The sequence below is a fragment of the uncultured Kordia sp. genome (genome assembly GCF_947489565.1).
Taxonomy (GTDB): domain Bacteria; phylum Bacteroidota; class Bacteroidia; order Flavobacteriales; family Flavobacteriaceae; genus Kordia.
The window spans coordinates 1-15,881 of the sequence record NZ_CANLEA010000022.1 but is presented as its reverse complement, the minus strand read 5'-3'; the positions used below and the strand labels follow the sequence as shown (position 1 = coordinate 15,881).

General features: G+C 33.2%; 11 protein-coding genes. 6 read left to right on the top strand and 5 right to left on the bottom strand.

Features of this window, described 5'->3' with window-relative positions; genetic code table 11:
- The first annotated feature begins 57 nt into the window (after positions 1 to 57).
- Positions 58 to 894: a hypothetical protein gene (locus Q0845_RS23100; protein ID WP_298518730.1), complete on the top strand. Its 837-nt coding sequence runs from the start codon at positions 58 to 60 to the stop codon at positions 892 to 894.
- A gap of 54 nt (positions 895 to 948) precedes the next feature.
- Here Q0845_RS23100 and Q0845_RS23095 read toward each other — a convergent pair whose 3' ends face one another.
- Positions 949 to 2,724, bottom strand: a complete 1,776-nt coding sequence (locus tag Q0845_RS23095) for a T9SS type A sorting domain-containing protein (protein WP_298518727.1) — start codon at positions 2,722 to 2,724, stop codon at positions 949 to 951.
- Between the two features lie 354 nt (positions 2,725 to 3,078).
- Here Q0845_RS23095 and Q0845_RS23090 point away from each other — a divergent pair, with 354 nt between their 5' ends.
- Positions 3,079 to 4,314 carry a DUF4157 domain-containing protein gene (locus Q0845_RS23090; protein WP_298518724.1) on the top strand — a complete coding sequence of 412 codons (1,236 nt, stop codon included), beginning with the start codon at positions 3,079 to 3,081 and terminating at the stop codon, positions 4,312 to 4,314.
- Between the two features lie 51 nt (positions 4,315 to 4,365).
- On the opposite strand, the gene Q0845_RS23085 is transcribed toward Q0845_RS23090, so the two are convergent.
- Positions 4,366 to 11,007, bottom strand: coding sequence for an alpha-2-macroglobulin family protein (locus Q0845_RS23085; RefSeq protein WP_298518722.1), 6,642 nt, complete (start codon positions 11,005 to 11,007; stop codon positions 4,366 to 4,368).
- A 177-nt stretch (positions 11,008 to 11,184) separates the two neighbouring features.
- Here Q0845_RS23085 and Q0845_RS23080 point away from each other — a divergent pair, with 177 nt between their 5' ends.
- Positions 11,185 to 11,847, top strand: coding sequence for a DUF6624 domain-containing protein (locus Q0845_RS23080; RefSeq protein ID WP_298518719.1), 663 nt, complete (start codon positions 11,185 to 11,187; stop codon positions 11,845 to 11,847).
- Positions 11,848 to 11,888: 41 nt separating this feature from the next.
- A complete protein-coding gene (locus tag Q0845_RS23075) occupies positions 11,889 to 13,031 on the top strand; it encodes a hypothetical protein (RefSeq protein ID WP_298518717.1) in 1,143 nt (380 codons plus the stop codon).
- 70 nt (positions 13,032 to 13,101) lie between these two features.
- Here Q0845_RS23075 and Q0845_RS23070 read toward each other — a convergent pair whose 3' ends face one another.
- Positions 13,102 to 13,350, bottom strand: a complete 249-nt coding sequence (locus tag Q0845_RS23070; RefSeq protein ID WP_298518715.1) for a hypothetical protein — start codon at positions 13,348 to 13,350, stop codon at positions 13,102 to 13,104.
- 345 nt (positions 13,351 to 13,695) lie between these two features.
- On the opposite strand from Q0845_RS23070, the gene Q0845_RS23065 reads away from it, so the two are divergent.
- Together Q0845_RS23065 and Q0845_RS23060 are read left to right on the top strand one after the other, a co-directional pair.
- Positions 13,696 to 14,250: a hypothetical protein gene (locus tag Q0845_RS23065; RefSeq protein ID WP_298518711.1), complete on the top strand. Its 555-nt coding sequence runs from the start codon at positions 13,696 to 13,698 to the stop codon at positions 14,248 to 14,250.
- Positions 14,243 to 14,704: a hypothetical protein gene (locus Q0845_RS23060; protein ID WP_298518708.1), complete on the top strand. Its 462-nt coding sequence runs from the start codon at positions 14,243 to 14,245 to the stop codon at positions 14,702 to 14,704. The genes Q0845_RS23065 and Q0845_RS23060 overlap by 8 nt, the downstream gene beginning before the upstream one ends.
- Before the next feature lie 131 nt (positions 14,705 to 14,835).
- Here the strand turns inward: Q0845_RS23060 and Q0845_RS23055 are convergent, their stop codons facing one another.
- Positions 14,836 to 15,090 carry a hypothetical protein gene (locus tag Q0845_RS23055; protein ID WP_298518705.1) on the bottom strand — a complete coding sequence of 85 codons (255 nt, stop codon included), beginning with the start codon at positions 15,088 to 15,090 and terminating at the stop codon, positions 14,836 to 14,838.
- A gap of 200 nt (positions 15,091 to 15,290) precedes the next feature.
- Complete coding sequence (locus Q0845_RS23050) at positions 15,291 to 15,548, bottom strand: hypothetical protein (protein ID WP_298518702.1); 258 nt, start codon at positions 15,546 to 15,548, stop codon at positions 15,291 to 15,293.
- Positions 15,549 to 15,881 lie beyond the last annotated feature (333 nt).

Here is a 15,881-nt window from a genome sequence, read left to right as displayed (position 1 = left end):
TTTGTAGTCTTTATCTTTAATTTATGGTAAATTGAAGTCATCATTGATACTAAAATCATGAATTCATATCAAGAAAAAACAACAAAGCATACACAAAAATCAGTAGCTAATAGTGTTAAACACGACCAAGCTTCTTCGACTGTTTTTCAATTTGAAGACAATCGACCAGAAGCAATTGTGCAGTTGAAAATGAAAGAACTGATAGAGAAAAGCAGTGTGTCTAAACCATTAATTCAAAGAAAAATACGCTATAATAATAAAACCAAGGTTTTTTATAAAAATTCAAAGCGTCCAGCTTGGCGTAAATATTTAAAGGATTATGTAGTTGATAGCTATAATACAAGACATGGGACTACATATACTTCAACAAATATTAAGTTGAAAGCATTGAGTTTAGATCGTTGTCATAAAATATCTTTTTCAAATATTCAAGACTGGATAATAGATTATTTGAATGGTAAAATGACGAAAGTTGTTTTTAGAAATAATACAAATCAATTATATAATGGCTCTTCTGTTGTTGATAAACCACTTATGGAAGCACAAAGAGATCTTATGTTTAAAGGAGTAACAGATAAGCAAAGATTAGATGCTGCTAGAACATTACTAAGTTTATTAAATAGTGCAACAGGAAATGTAGAGTTGGGAGACGCTAGCCTGAATAGAAGTATAGGGAAACAATTGGATGTTAATTTTAAGGCAAAGGGGAGCAAGCAATCATTGACACCTACATCTAGGAGAATGTTGAATAGACTAGCTAAAAAAAATACCAGTGGTATTGCATTGACTCCAGGGAAAAGTAGTGTCAAATCTTCTCATGTTGGCACAAGCGTATCTATTAGTAATACAACTCCAAAAACTAAAAAGTTAATAAAAAAACATATTAAAGATTAGTCTCTTGTTAACATATAAAAGCTGTTTCTAATACATTAGAAGCAATTTTTACGGTTATTGTTTCATAAAACGTGTGGTAAGCAGTGTCTTATCAGTGGCAATTCTAATAAAATATTGACCAGACTTTAAATCGGTTACATCAATCGATGTTAGTTCCGTATTTTTATAAGGAATGGTTTTAACTTTTTGTCCAAACATATTATAAATTGTAAATGAAGAAATAGTAAGATCTTGTTTAAGTTTTAGGTATAATTTTTCTCTCGTGGGATTTGGATACATGGTAAAATAATCTTTAAAAGACAACTCTGGAGTATCCAAAAGACAACAGAAAACATCATGCGTCAACATCATCTCATTATTTCCTAAAGTAACATCTGCTTGCGGAGAAGTAGCAATGGTAGAATGGTTGAAGGTATATGAATGTTGTGTTGTAAAATTTAAAACAACTAAAACTTCAAATGTTTCAAAAGGTTTCAAGTCTGCAAAATCCCATGATAGTCCACCAGTGCCAAACTCAGCACCCATAGGAGTAGTTGTAATAGATAGTATTTCTGTAATATTATATCCGTAATAGAGCGTTCCAGATTGCGTTGTCGTTCCTTTATTTTCACAAACGATCCTAAAAGAAAAAGTTTGATCACTGTCTAAGAAACTTAATGGATAATCATTAGTTATAGGATATGAAATGCCAGTAAGTGCGTTAACTCCTGCGGACATAAATGTCACTTCCAAATCTGGGAACACACCATTGGGTGTTACACAAAAATCTTGAATATTTGGAGAAGCATCATCTGGAAAAGTTGTCGTTATGGAAGTTGGTGAAAAGCTAAAATATGTGGGATTTAATGGAGCTGGTGTCACCGTATAAGTTCCATCTTGAATGTTGAAATTATAATTTCCAGACGCATCTGAAAAAGTAGTATCTGTATTTGTACCATCAGAAAGTGTAAATTCTAAATTCGGATATACTACATCATTAGAATCGCAACCGTCCGAGCCTTCATCATATAGAATTTGCCCAGAAATTGATGAAAAATTTTGCCCAGAAACATAAGAACACAATGAGTTTACAACACAATTGGTATATCCGTAATCCGTGACTCTTTCTTGAATATTTCCAAATTGTTCAACATCTGCACATATATAACGCAATGTTGGATTTCCAGAAAAACTAGATCCAAAACGTTCAAAACTGCCATTTTTTATAAACAACGATTCCAATAAATTATCATCGCATTTAAGTAAGGTAAGTCCTGTAAGATGATTGGTGTCTAGTGTAGTCAATAAGTTGCCAGAACATTCAATACGAGAAACCGTGAGTCCTTGTGTGTCCAATGTTGAAATCTGATTACCAGAAACTAAAATGCTTCGCAAACTAGTCAAACCACTAAGATCAATACTTGTAAGTTGGTTATTACTGATATTAAAATACTCCAAATTGGTTAACCCAGAAATATTGACACTTGTAATATTATTATCATTGATATTTACAAACTCTAAGTTAGGTAGCGAAGAAAAATCTACCGTTGTCAGATTATTAAATCTACAATTCAATTCTCCAAGGTTGGTAAAATATTCGATTCCTGTTAAGTCAGAAATATTTGAAAATCCCAATTGTAATGTTCCTACTAATAAAGCCTCCGAAACTTCAATTTCGCCGTTGTTATTGGCATCCAATCGAAACGAACTTCCCGTAACACCATACGCAATTCCGTTACCAGATTCAGCAGCTAATAACCGTGCTTTAAAATTTGCATCTGGGATATTAATAATTTGTGCATAGGTTGTAGATGCAATGCAAAAGATAATGAGAAGTAGTAGTTTTTTCATGGTATGGTTGTGTAATGATATTCTCAAATATAGTGAAATTATAGAAGTATAATTGTATTAAGTAGTTTATGTACTATAAGTGTTTATGATAGATACAAGTTGAACGGTTGTGTCTTTTTTATGGTTTAATGAAAGTAAAACTACAAGATCTTTCTATATTGCAAAATTGAAAATACGTGAATATATTTTTTCGCTATGTGAGTGTACTTTTTTAATTGTTTAGTGGAGATTAAATATGTTGTAATTCGATTACGTTTTTCTACCTGAATTTTTCTTCGAATTATTTTTTATGGTATTAAACTTCGAAAAATTGTAATCTTTATCTTAAATTTATAATACTATGAAGGTATTATTATGAGTTCTTATCAAGATAAAACAACAAAAAGCAAGCAGAAATCGGTAGCAAATAGAAGCAAAACTGAATCTGATGCTGCGTCGGTATTTCAATTTAAAGACAATCGTCCAGAAGCTGAAGCGCAGTTAAAACTAAAAGAACACATAGAATCTTCAAGTAGGGAATCTAAACCAATTCAAAAAAAAGGAAATAATACAGGTTTGCCAGACAAATTGAAATCTGGAATTGAAAGCCTTTCTGGGCATTCCATGGATGATGTCAAAGTGCATTACAACTCTAGCAAACCAGCGCAACTCAATGCACATGCGTATGCACAGGGAACAAATATTCACTTAGCATCTGGACAAGAAAAACATTTGCCGCATGAAGCTTGGCATGTAGTACAACAAAAACAAGGACGTGTACAACCTACCAAACAGCTCAAACAAAAAGTCAGCATTAATGATGATGCAAGTTTAGAAAAAGAAGCAGATGTTATGGGCGCAAAGGCGATGCAATTAAAAGCAAACTCATCAACTTATACTAAAAAAAGTACTTCAAGTTCATCAAAAGAAACCGTTCAATTATTTAGCTATACTCGAAAAGAACCTTTACATGGTGTTACCATGAAAGTTAAAATTCAAGATACAGGTAGTAGATTAAATGTTATTGATCAAACTGTTCCTGAGGAAGAACAAAATATAGGTCAATTAACAGGCTATATAGGTTATGAAGAAAACAAAGAAGAGAAGGAAATGGTTTTAGACCATTTTGAAGCGCAACCAGCAGGATCTGGACTTGGTACTCTATTAATGTTTGAGTTAGCGAATTTGGCACTTTCTGGAGGCTATAAATTAATATCGGTAAATGCACCCGCATTATCAGCCATGGGTGCTTATAAATATTTTGGAGGCGTTCCTAGAAATCCTGAAGCACATGAAGCAATTAAGGGTATGCATTTAAAAGCAATGGAAGCAGAGCCAGAAAGACATGCAGACTTTGTTAAAACTGAGGCAGAAGAACATGCAGCTGCGCAAGTTGGAAAAGCAAAATATTTTAATCCTGAACTTGAATCAGGAGCAGCTTCAGAAATTTATGAAGATGCAAAACATACACATCAGGAGGCGCATTCTGGAGTAGGAGATCATGAAAGAGTAGCAGACTTAAGAGCTTTATCAACACAATTGACTTACGACCCACTTGCACTATATAAAAGAACATTGGAAAGTGTAGATGCAAGATGGACTTTTAAATAGTTGATCATTGGATAGTTCTTTTGAAAAAAGCTATCCAATGATATTACTTTATCAAAATACTTTAATTCGAATCCCTTTCGTATGACTTCGCAATTGTGGCGCATACATACTTTCTATGGTTGTGATTCCGTTTGAAAATTCGCCGCTATTGTTTACACGCACATCATATTCTAAGATAAAAACACCTTTCGGAATTCGGTCAAAGAAGAAATTTGTACTGGCATCACGCGTACTTTCATAATAGCCAATTCCGTCTTGCCATTTGTATTCCGACAATACATTGATAGGTTCTAAACCAGCAGCGCGCATGTCTTTTAAGTGAATAAATTCCACATCTTTTTTATTTCTAATAATTAAATGAACCGTAATTTTATCGCCAACTTTCAACTGTTTTGCATCTATAGGAACTAAGATTTCTTCTCCACTGCGTGTTTCTTTGAGATATAATTCTTTTGACACTTGTAATGTTCCATCTTCACTTTGTGTCACTTTGTCTAATTCCTCAAAATATTGCCAGTATACAGCGCCAAAACCTGCTGTTTTTCCATTGTTTTTAATCTTTATAATAGCTTTATCGCTTGTAACCTCATCTTTCTTCCAAGAAGTTTTAAAATAACCCGTACCAGCTTCTTTTGCCGTTTCAGCTAGCTTTTTTGTGCTAATTTTTTCTGTTCCGATGGTAAAACTTGTATTGTCTTTGATGGAAACGAATTGCTTCGGATTCAACAATAAAGCATACACAGCTTTTGTGGTGGCTTTAGTGGTTTCCCAACGATTGTATTGTTTTTGTTGTAACAACCACAATTGCAACTCCTGAACCATCTTTTCGTCTTTGATAATTTCTGCAAAGGCTTCAATCAATAATGCTTGTGTTTCTATAGCACTTGCATTGTAATAACGCCGTTCTGTAATTTCTTTCCAATACATACCATTCTCTGAAGTTTTTACGGCAGATTCTTCCAAAGCTTCCATGATTTTTTTCGCATCTTTTCGTTTTCCCATTCGTGCCAACGAAAGTGCAATCATGGCTTTATCTTCAATAGAAGTGAGCATCCAGTTTTTACGTAAAGTTTCCAAATAGAAATTCATGGCTTTTTCAACCTTCGGTGGAATTTTTATAAAATCAGGAACCATACTTCGTGTATACAAATAGTTGATTTGTCGTCTGTATTTTGCATCGTTTGGTTCTTTTACTAAATCTGCATGTGCAATTAAAAAACGCTCATCCGCATACTTATAAGCAGCTTCCATGATATTTTCATAATATATCGTTTCGCTATCTTTTGTAATGATATTTAGTTTGACCAACTGTGCAAATGTTTGTAAAATATGAAGAGTGATATAATAGTTTTCTCGTCCGCCAGCAAACCAAGGAAATCCGCCAGATTCCGTTTGCAGTTCGTTCAATTTGTACCACATTTCTTTCTGCATTTCTTCCAATGCTTTCGAATCAAAGAGTTTGGCTAATTGTTGTTTTTGTTGCGTTTGTGAAGCTGCATCACGAACCCAAGGAGTTTCCGAAATCAACAACGATTTTAACTCAGGGTTTTTCTCCAAGTCAGCAATTAGTTCTCCATTGGCTTTCCAAGCTTCAAACACTTCTTGCACTTTAGGCGAACTTTGCAAAATATGCGCAGCCAACATATTGGCATACAAACGTGAGGAAGTTTGTTCGGCACATTCATACGGATATTCTATCAAATATGGCAAAGACTGAATGGCACTCCAAGTTGGGTTGGACGTGTATTCCAAAGTCAATTGATGTTGCGTTAAACTTTCACTAGTCGTATTGGCGAGTTTTTCAAAACGAATTTCTTTCTGTTCACCAGCTTTGACCATAATTGGTTTAGCTTCCGTGATGAGCAAACTGTTTTTCAATACAGGAAGCACACTTTCTTCTCCATCCGAGAATTGTTCCGCCGTAGCGATTACTTTATACTGAATGGCATCAATACCTTCAGGAATATAAAGTTTCCAAGAAAGATTTGTGTTTCCTTTTGCATCAAGTGTAAAGCTTTTATTTTTTTCAGTAAGATGCACTTTAGTATCTATAGATTCCATCGTAGTAGCATCAAACAATCGTAACGAGGCAATTCCTTTGCTAGCTTTTTCTTGAAGATTGACCACTTTTGTAGAAATGACAATCGTATCTTTTTCACGTAAAAATCGTGGCATATTTGGTACAACCATCAATTCTTTTTGCGTCACTGCATTTTTGGAAAGTGTTTGAAACATGCCGTTTTTTTGATGTGCAAACAGTTGAAACTTCCAACGAGTCAACGATTCTGGAGCTTCAAATTCTACTGCTACAATTCCTTGTGCATCGGTTCGTAAATGTGGATAGAAAAAAGCAGTTTCTTGCAAATTTTTGCGCGTTTCAATCGTATCTAAATCTTCTTCGGTTACACCTACAATCACATGAACACCATCAATTATTTCTTTGCGTGTACCATATTTTGTCGTCACAAGCACAACACCGCCGGCACCACGACTTCCATATAAAGCAGTTGCAGCAGCATCTTTTAAAACACTTAGTGAGACAATATTTTTATCAGATAAATTTCGAAATTCATTCTGATCTACAGGAACACCATCAATCACAAATAAAGGTTCAGTATCAGTATTTAAAGTACCTCTTCCTCGTATAATAATACTAGTAGATTGTCCGGAAAAGCCACTTGCTGTATTCGCATTCACACCAGGCATACTGCGCAACATTTGATCTAAAGTGCCTGTAGGAACTGTATTCATTGATACACCATTTACCGAGACTGTAATACCCGTTTTAGTACGTTTTCGAGAAATTCCAGAAGCCACGATCATTACAGATTCTAATCCTTCACCGGCTTCTAGTTGTACATTGATATCATTTCGTAGTCCTACAGGAATTTCTTGAGTTTCAAAGCCTACATAACTTATCGATAAAACATCATCAGAAGAAGCATCAATAGTATACAAACCGTCAAAATCGGTAGTCGTTCCTCGTTCCGTACCTTTAATAAGCACTGTGGCACCAGGAAGTGGAAGACCCGATTCGTCCAAAATATGTCCAGAAATATTGCCCAATGCAATCGCTTTATTTTTGCGTTTTTTCTGCTTTACAAGCTTATCTATATAACGATAATTGGCATTGGTGACATCATTAAAGTCTAGACCAAACTCATCAAGCTTCAAGTAATTTTTAAAAACAGGCATGAACACTTGATTGGTCATATTATAGAATTGTTTGGAATTTGTTACTTTAAAATGATAGCTATTCATACGCGGAATATCGTAGCTACTTCCACCATAATGATCTTGATTTGGATCCCAAAAATGCGATTTGAATTGATCCAGCGATTCATCATACATAGAAGCCAATATTTCTGCATTGCTTGGGTTTTGTTCTAAATCGAGAATCTTAAATCGCCATATTTCTTTTTGTCCAGGAATTAATTTGTTGCGGAATGTTTCTGTCACGATAGTAAGAAACTGATTTTTTTCATAGAGTTTAAACGAAAAATCATCTTCATAAAAGCTATTGAATTTCGTAAAACTCATACGAATAGTATATTGATCTGTATGCTTTTGATCTACAGGAACTCGAACAATTTTAGATCCTTTGTCAATAGAAACCAATTGGGAAGAAAGTAATTTTCCTTGATAAAATTTATGGAGCAATACATTTAGTGTTTCGTTGCGCAATGCTGTAGCAAGTTTTAATTGTATAAATCCATCGTCTTTATAATTACTGTTTAGAACTTCGTAATCAAAAAGCTCGTTATCGGCTAAATACAAATCTGTTTTATCGGTGATGATAAATGTTTCTTTGGAGACAATACTATCTTCTTGTTTTTCATCATAGGCTTTACTTTCTATAATGTATTTTCCTGATTCCCACGTAGAAGTATCAAACGTAAATGTATTGTTGTTTTCTGTTTGAAATACTGCGTTGGCAACTTCTAGTGCTTTTTCATTGGCTTCTTTTTCCTCTTCATCATTATAACTGATATGAGGAAATTGTTTGATAAAATCTGCTTTCGAAATGATTTGAGTTCCAGGTGTGTTCCATGGACGTTTTCGAAATACACGCGCATCTTTTTTAAGTTTATGAATGGTAACCTTTCCTGTAGTTGTATAAGGAACATTGTTTATATCACGTGCAGAAAGTGTTACTTTTAAAGGATTTGCACGTTCATTTTTAGTCGGAATGTCTGTGTATAAACGGAAACTCTCCCTGTTTATAATAATGCTTTTTTCTGCGGTTTGTGTTTCTCCATTAATGTCTGTTATTTCAATATTGAGAGTGTATTTATAATCAAAAATTTTATCGAGCGGAATTTCCTCGTGTGTTTTTGCTACAAATGAAATGCTAAAGTTTCCTTCGGCATCTGTAGTCGATACAGAATCAATAAGGATAACTGGCTTTTGATACTTTTTTCGCATTGCATCACTATCAAAATAGGCAGATACTGTTCTTTGTATTGTATAGCTTACTTTTCCATCAGTGATAGGACTTCCTAATAAAGCTTTTGCGTTTCCAGTAATTTGAACGGAATCATTGAAATAAATGTTTTTTGTGAGCGGATTGAGCGTTACTTCAAAGCGCGGACGTTTGTATTCTTCTACTTGAAACTCATGTTCATATTCATAAAAACTTTCAATAGCATCCCAAAAAGGATGTTCGTCTTCTTCAAAATCATAATCTTCTTCTACATTCAAGGTAAATTCACCAGTGCCTGCATTTTTGGGAATGACAAACGAACCGCTTATAGCGCCAAATTCGTTGGTTTTGAGTCGTAACCTTTTAATTTCGTCACCTGCGTCAGATACTATAGAAATAGGAAGAACAACATTGGGAACAACCGAACTAACATCATTTTTTTCTTGCAATAGAATGACTTTAAAATAAGCCGTTTGTCCAGGTCTGTAAATGCTTCTGTCCATAAATACAAAAGGCTTTGCATAAATAGGTATGTCTTCTTTTGAGTCGTTAATATCATAATTTTGTGCACCGTATAAGTAAGTACGATCATCGAATAACGTGTCATTTTCAAATGTGATATATTTTTGAATACTTTTTATTTTTTCACGTTTATTAATAGTTGCGTTTCCATACACATTGGTGCGTTCTTTTTGGTTGATACTTTTATCTTTATTGAAAATGTGAACCGTGGCATTGTAAATAGGTTTTCCTGTGCTACGATCTACAATCGTGTGCATATCTTCATTTTCGAACTCTGTAATCGCTGCTGTTAAATTCGTTTTTTGGATAAAATCATACGCCAATACATCGGTATCAACTTCTCCTTTTGGATTGTCAGATAACGTAATTAAATAACGTCCTTTTGGTAATGGTGCTAAACTAATTTCGGTCGTATGCTCGTAATAATCTTTCGGAATTTTGGAGATGTATAATTGTTGGTAGGTTTCCTTTCTCTTTTTTAAAAAATCGCCTATAATGGAATCTCTTTTCATATACCCTACATTGTTTGCGAATGTATGAGAGATACGATATGCCTTCAAAAATAAAGTGTCTACATTTCGTACTCTGACTTGTAATAGTGAAGGTTTGTTTGGAATGCTATAAGTTTCGGCTTTAAATCGAATTGTTTTTTGTTCAATCTTTTTTTGAAGCAACTTACATTTAATACCACCTTCGGAATTAGGATATGTAGCGGTCATCTTTTTAGTGATAGCAAGTGCACGAGTTCGATATTCTGAATGCTCTTTATTTGATTTGTACAGATAGCTTTGAGACATTACAAGATATTGATCGGCAATTTCATATTGAATCAAAGCTTCCAAAGGATCATTTGTATACTTTTGTGCAAGTTGTTTCAATCCTTTTATATAGTCAACGCTATATTTCTGATCCATAGATTCTTCTAGAATATACTTGAAACGTTGGATTACAATATCAACATAAGCTTCTTTTTTGCCTTTATAAATACGTTCCAGTTTTTGAAAAAGGTATAATACATTGCTCCGACTCACTGCTTCTTTCTTATTGAACTCGAAATTTTGTTTGATGAATTCATCTGTCTGTGCAAAATCTTTTGAAGAGAATTGAGTCCTATTTCTTCTGTAGCTGTATGGAATTTCACGCTTATAGAATTCGAGCATATTATATACAAGAATATCATACAAACTCGATCGATATTTTTTGGTATTCGCTTTTCCGTCTAACAATACCATATAATCTTCTACGGGAAGTTGTAAAAGTGCTTTTTCCTCAGTGATAGAATGTTGGAAATGTTTATGAATCTCTGTAATAAACATTTTTGTGGTCCACAATTGAATATCGTCAGGAATAACATCGGAAGCAAGTATGGAACGTTGCCTAATTTTATATTCATACTTACTAAAATACTGTGCTAAAAAGCGCGCATACATATTCTCCAAAATTGCATTTGTTGGAAATGATTGTCGGTCAATTTCTTTTTTCAGATTTTCCAATACCGTTTCTTCAGAAGCTTCTGTGATGAGTAATGAAAACTTTGTGAGGTGAATAAAACTCTTTACAATTTGAGCCGTATTTTGATCTTTCTCAGCATTTTTATAAATATGCTTTACAATACGATTGGCAGAAGAAAGTTTTCCTTGAATTTCGAAATTTTCTACCTTTTTCCATTTCTTATCATAGTTATATTGTGCTACACTTAATTGAACACATAAAAATGTAAAAAGACTGAGTATGTATATTTTCTGCATGGGATGTATCAGTTCGGTTGAGGTTACAAATGACTGCAAACTCCTTTTAAGATACAATAACCGATTAGGGAATGTATCCTATGAATTAGTTAAGAGCTAGTTTTTTGGAACTTTAATTTTGATGTCATCTAATATTCGTATAGCTTTAACAAACACAAACCGATGATACCAACCTATATGAAATACGTAACATTATACTTTTTATTGTTTTTTTCTTTTTGCTTGAGTCAAGAAGTTTCTAATGAGGTCATTGCATATAAAGATATAAAAGCTGAGTTAGATACGATTTGGGGCATGGAACAAACGCCTATTCGACAGCGAGATGCTGCTAGAAGAAAACACGGAATTGATTCTGAACAGTTTCAGAAATATCAAAAAATATACAAAAAGAACCACGCTATCAACGAAAAGAAAGTCAAGGAAATTCTAGATACGTATGGCTGGCCAACCCAAGAAACGAGAGGAGAACGTGGAAATTGGACTTTATGTAATGTATTGCAACATTCCGACAATACGGTTCGCATACACTATCTTCCAATGATGAAACAAGCTGTAAAAGATGGTAGGCTAGAAGCGCGTTTTTTGGTAAGAGCAGAAGACAGAATTGCCACAGAAAAAGGAGAATTACAACTGTATGGCGGACAAATGAAATACTATCCAGAAACCAAAAGTTTTAATGTGTGGCCTGTGTACGATCCTGCCAATATTGACAAAAGAAGAGCTGCGTTGGGATTAGAACCAATAGCTCCATTTCTAAAAAGGCGTTTTGATTTTGATTGGAATTTGGAAGAACAACTCAAAAGAACGGCTGAATTTGAACAAGAGAAAAATAAAAATTAATCTACGAATACGTATCTTAAATGAGAATCGTTACTATACATATGAAAGACACTATTATCTTTTTTTTGTGCCTTATTTTTGCTTTCGCGAATGTACAAGCACAGGAATTTCCAAAACCAGAAACCGCTTCTCCAGAAGCTACTTTTTATACCTACTTGGACAATGAAAACATTTCTGATCCCACAAAGTTTAATGGAAATGTAAAAAAAGTCATCCGAACCTTCAAAGAATACGAACAAGGTGGAGTGGATGCTATTTCGCTAGAAAAAACGAGTCTGTATGTAAACAAAAACGGAGTGCTAGAAAAAACAGTTCGACGAACATATTCTTACGGTATAGAAGATTCTAAAGAAATCACTTATCATTTAGAAGAACCCAAAGCTGATATTAAAAAAGATGGAAATCGGATTGAAAAAATCATCAATCGGACACAAGCCCAAGACGATGAACATTTATATGATGTTGATTTACAAGGAGACGACCATTATGTGTATGAAAACGATCGTTTGATAGCATTTTACAATAATAATGATAGTATTTCGTATGTGTATGATGCAAAAAACCGTTTAACAAGTGTACGTATTTCAGAAAGTCTAATTGCAGAAGAATACAATGAAGAAGAAGATGTTGTTTCCTATATGCGATCTACTTTTGAAGATAAAGGACTCGAACAAGTATATTATATAAACGATTTGCCTGCCCGAAAAATAGTGTATGATAAGTTCGGTGAAGTCATTGATGTGTATAAAAAAACATATACCTATACATCAAACAAACTCTTAGAGAAGTTTCAAACAGAATACAAACGTTATTTATTTGATTATTACGAAGCGGAAGTTCCGATAGAAAAACAAAAATATGCAGAATTTCCACGGGTTGAAACGAATGATAGCATTCAAACAGGAACTTTTCAATATTCTAAAACTAATAAAATCACTTCGTATCAAAGAACAAAAGGAGCAGAAGAAGAAACCTATACCGTAATCTACGACGACAATGATCAAATGCATTTGGTAGAAGGAACGTTAACATTTTATCAAAAAGGAAGATTGGTTTCGTTAGAAGTTGAGTACGAATATCTATATGACAAAAAGGGAAATCCGAGTTCCATACGATCGTTTTACTATCTCGGAGGAGAAAAAATATTGCACAGAGAAACTACTTTTGAAATAGCATATTATTAGCACATACTAAAAACAAAAAAGCTTCAAAATATCATGTTTTGAAGCTTTTTTGTTTGAAACAATAACAAACTTATTTTTTACTTTTCTTTGCTGACTTTTTCGCTTTTTTAGCAGAAACTTTAGGTGTTTTATTTCCTTTCTTCGCTTTCTTTTGACCTGTGCCTTTTTTCGCTTCTGCTTTTTTATTTTTTTTCTTTGCAGCCGCTTTTTTCGCTTTCTTTTTTGCAATTTTCTTGGCGATTGCTTTTTTAGTATCTGCCTTTTTTACTTTCTTCTTACTCGCTTTTTTCTTTGCGTCTGATTTTTTCTTTTTACTCATAAATGTTGTTTTATACAACCGAATTGTCGTAGGTTGATGTGTATTCTTATATTGAACTCAAAGTTAAGTAAATGTTATGTGAATATTAAGTAAAAGTTATCGAAATAAAGGAAAGTGAATTTAAGGTATTGATATTTAGCAAGTTAATTTATGATTTTAGGCGTGTAAACTATTTAGAAAATTCTACACAAAAACAGACCTTCTGTCTATGTAAAACAGTGTGCTCATCAAAATTGTATATATCATTTGTCTTATATTTAGAAACTTAAAAAATAAAACCGATGAAATATCTTTATCCAATTCAATGGAGATGTGAATTCGAAAATTAGATTTAAAGATTAACTTATGGGATTAGATATATTTTTACAAACAGAGATTGAATTAGAAAGAAACAACTTAGACAATTTTGAAACCCAAAGTTTGAGTCGTGAATTTTGTAATTTAATGTGTCGAAAAGATGTCGTTGATCATGAACCTGAGTTGGACCAAATAGGGAAACTTGTAGATGTTGATATTTCGTGTTTTTATCAAATGAATATGTATCCAGATGATGAATATATTGCTGAATCTATAGAATTTGCAAAAAGCGAAGCGGAAAAAGAAACTATACTTGCCAATGCAGCAGCTTCCAGAAAAGCAATTACTGGAAATATAACTACGGTATTACAAACACTCAATGCTTTGCTAGAAAAACTGTCCAGCATAGACAATTTGCCTTCTTTATTGCTGCCAACGGACTTTGATACACTGAACAATGCCTATTACTTTTCAGATTTCATGCAAGACAAAGGAAAAGGTTATATAGATAATAATTTTGGACAAGATTTACGAAATTTCAAACGCTTTGTGGAAGCAGCTCTAGCCAGTGGAAACAAAACAATTTGGTTTAGTTATGGATAAAGAAATATCAAAATATAGTTTAGATTACTTTAAAGGCATATTTCATACATATGCACTTCAAAATGATCCAGGAATAAATGTATTTTATAGTTTTGATATAGATGATTTCGCAACGGAAAATACAATAGAAGAATCATTAATAAAAAATATTAAGTATTTAGAAAATTACGAATTAACCTTTGAGAAAATTACAAAGGAAGACTTTGAAAACTTACTAAATGGTTGGCTGTTTGCGGAGTTTCGTCCTAACTCCATAAAACATATCTCTACTATTAATACTACCAAACATCTTGTAGATACATTAGTTTCTTGCTTTGGAATTACGACTTATCATAAAATGATTTCTATTAAGAATGATGGGAAAAATGCAGAAAATGATTTTGGATATGCCATAGATTTTGTAGTTCTCAGTTCGGAGACGAAAAGATACCTTTGTGAGTTTACGATTGGTTAAAATAAAAATTTCACAAAAGACAAAGGAAAACGATGCTCAAACAGCGAAAAATCATAAAAATAGAATAAAAAAAGAGTCATTCTTACGAACTAAGAATGACTCCTTTCTATATAATGATTAAGAATTATAGATTACAATTCCCATGCAATTTTTGCTTGTCCACTCACAACTCTATACTGTAATTGTAAAGAATTGACAGTAATTGGAATATCTACTGTTTGCCCAGGTTTTACAGGAATTGTTGGACGTTGCCCGTTAACTCCGTAAAAAAGTTCTGCACGCTCTTGCGGACTAAATGTAAGTTTAATAGTTGTTGGAAAACGATCTGGTGAAATTTGTGCGCCACCAGTAGTTCCTGGATCTAAAATTAAGGTTGAAGTACTCATAATACATGTTTTTAAAATGGTTCATAGAATATTGATGCATATCAATGATGTAAAATTGGAGCTTTTTAAAACATGAAATAAGCGTGGAAATGCGGAATTTGCAACACCCGTATTTTACTCAAAATGCAAGTGTTTATACTGAAAAAGCTATTCCTAACACGATAGAAATAGCTTTTCTTAATGAAATATATGGGAATTACTTATTGTACATCCCATTGAAGTTTTGCTTGCCCTTGTGAAATTCTATATGATAGTTGTAAGGAATTATAATCTACTGTAACTCGTGTTTGTCCTGGTGGTAAAGGAATTGAAGGTTGTTGTCCGTTCACTCCATAAAAAATTTCTGTATCACCATATTCAGGATCAAAAGTAATTAAAATTTGAGCTGGATAGTTGCTTGGTTTTACTTGTGCTTCACCTTTTGTTCCTTGATTTAAAATTAAAGTTGAACTTGTCATAATGATTTGTTTTTAAATGATTAATAAATAATAGGTTTGGTAATTATTAGTGTAAAATTGCAACTTTATAAAGTGTTGATTTAGAGTAGAATTGACCAATGTTAAATACAGGTGTATCAACAGGAAAAGTAAGTGTTTTCTCCTATTTGAAAAATGTAGGTGTTATTCACGCATACGAAACGTCACTTCGAGTGATTTTCAATAGAAAATAGTATCGAGAAGTACTATGAAAGGGAATTGTTTTCAAGGAAATCTTGACTGCGCTCGATTTGACAATTTGATTTTAAAATTAAACACAGGAAACGTCACTTCGAGTGATTTTCAATAGAAAAT

What these genes read in the sequence shown, in the direction of transcription:
- Q0845_RS23075 (WP_298518717.1), top strand. Translation starts at nt 11,889, where the DNA reads ATGAAAGACACTATTATCTTTTTTTTGTGCCTTATTTTTGCTTTCGCG.
- Q0845_RS23055 (WP_298518705.1), bottom strand. Translation starts at nt 15,090, where the DNA reads ATGAGTACTTCAACCTTAATTTTAGATCCAGGAACTACTGGTGGCGCA.
- Q0845_RS23080 (WP_298518719.1), top strand. Translation starts at nt 11,185, where the DNA reads ATGAAATACGTAACATTATACTTTTTATTGTTTTTTTCTTTTTGCTTG.
- Q0845_RS23070 (WP_298518715.1), bottom strand. Translation starts at nt 13,350, where the DNA reads ATGAGTAAAAAGAAAAAATCAGACGCAAAGAAAAAAGCGAGTAAGAAG.
- Q0845_RS23090 (WP_298518724.1), top strand. Translation starts at nt 3,079, where the DNA reads ATGAGTTCTTATCAAGATAAAACAACAAAAAGCAAGCAGAAATCGGTA.
- Q0845_RS23095 (WP_298518727.1), bottom strand. Translation starts at nt 2,724, where the DNA reads ATGAAAAAACTACTACTTCTCATTATCTTTTGCATTGCATCTACAACC.
- Q0845_RS23060 (WP_298518708.1), top strand. Translation starts at nt 14,243, where the DNA reads ATGGATAAAGAAATATCAAAATATAGTTTAGATTACTTTAAAGGCATA.
- Q0845_RS23100 (WP_298518730.1), top strand. Translation starts at nt 58, where the DNA reads ATGAATTCATATCAAGAAAAAACAACAAAGCATACACAAAAATCAGTA.
- Q0845_RS23065 (WP_298518711.1), top strand. Translation starts at nt 13,696, where the DNA reads ATGGGATTAGATATATTTTTACAAACAGAGATTGAATTAGAAAGAAAC.
- Q0845_RS23085 (WP_298518722.1), bottom strand. Translation starts at nt 11,007, where the DNA reads ATGCAGAAAATATACATACTCAGTCTTTTTACATTTTTATGTGTTCAA.
- Q0845_RS23050 (WP_298518702.1), bottom strand. Translation starts at nt 15,548, where the DNA reads ATGACAAGTTCAACTTTAATTTTAAATCAAGGAACAAAAGGTGAAGCA.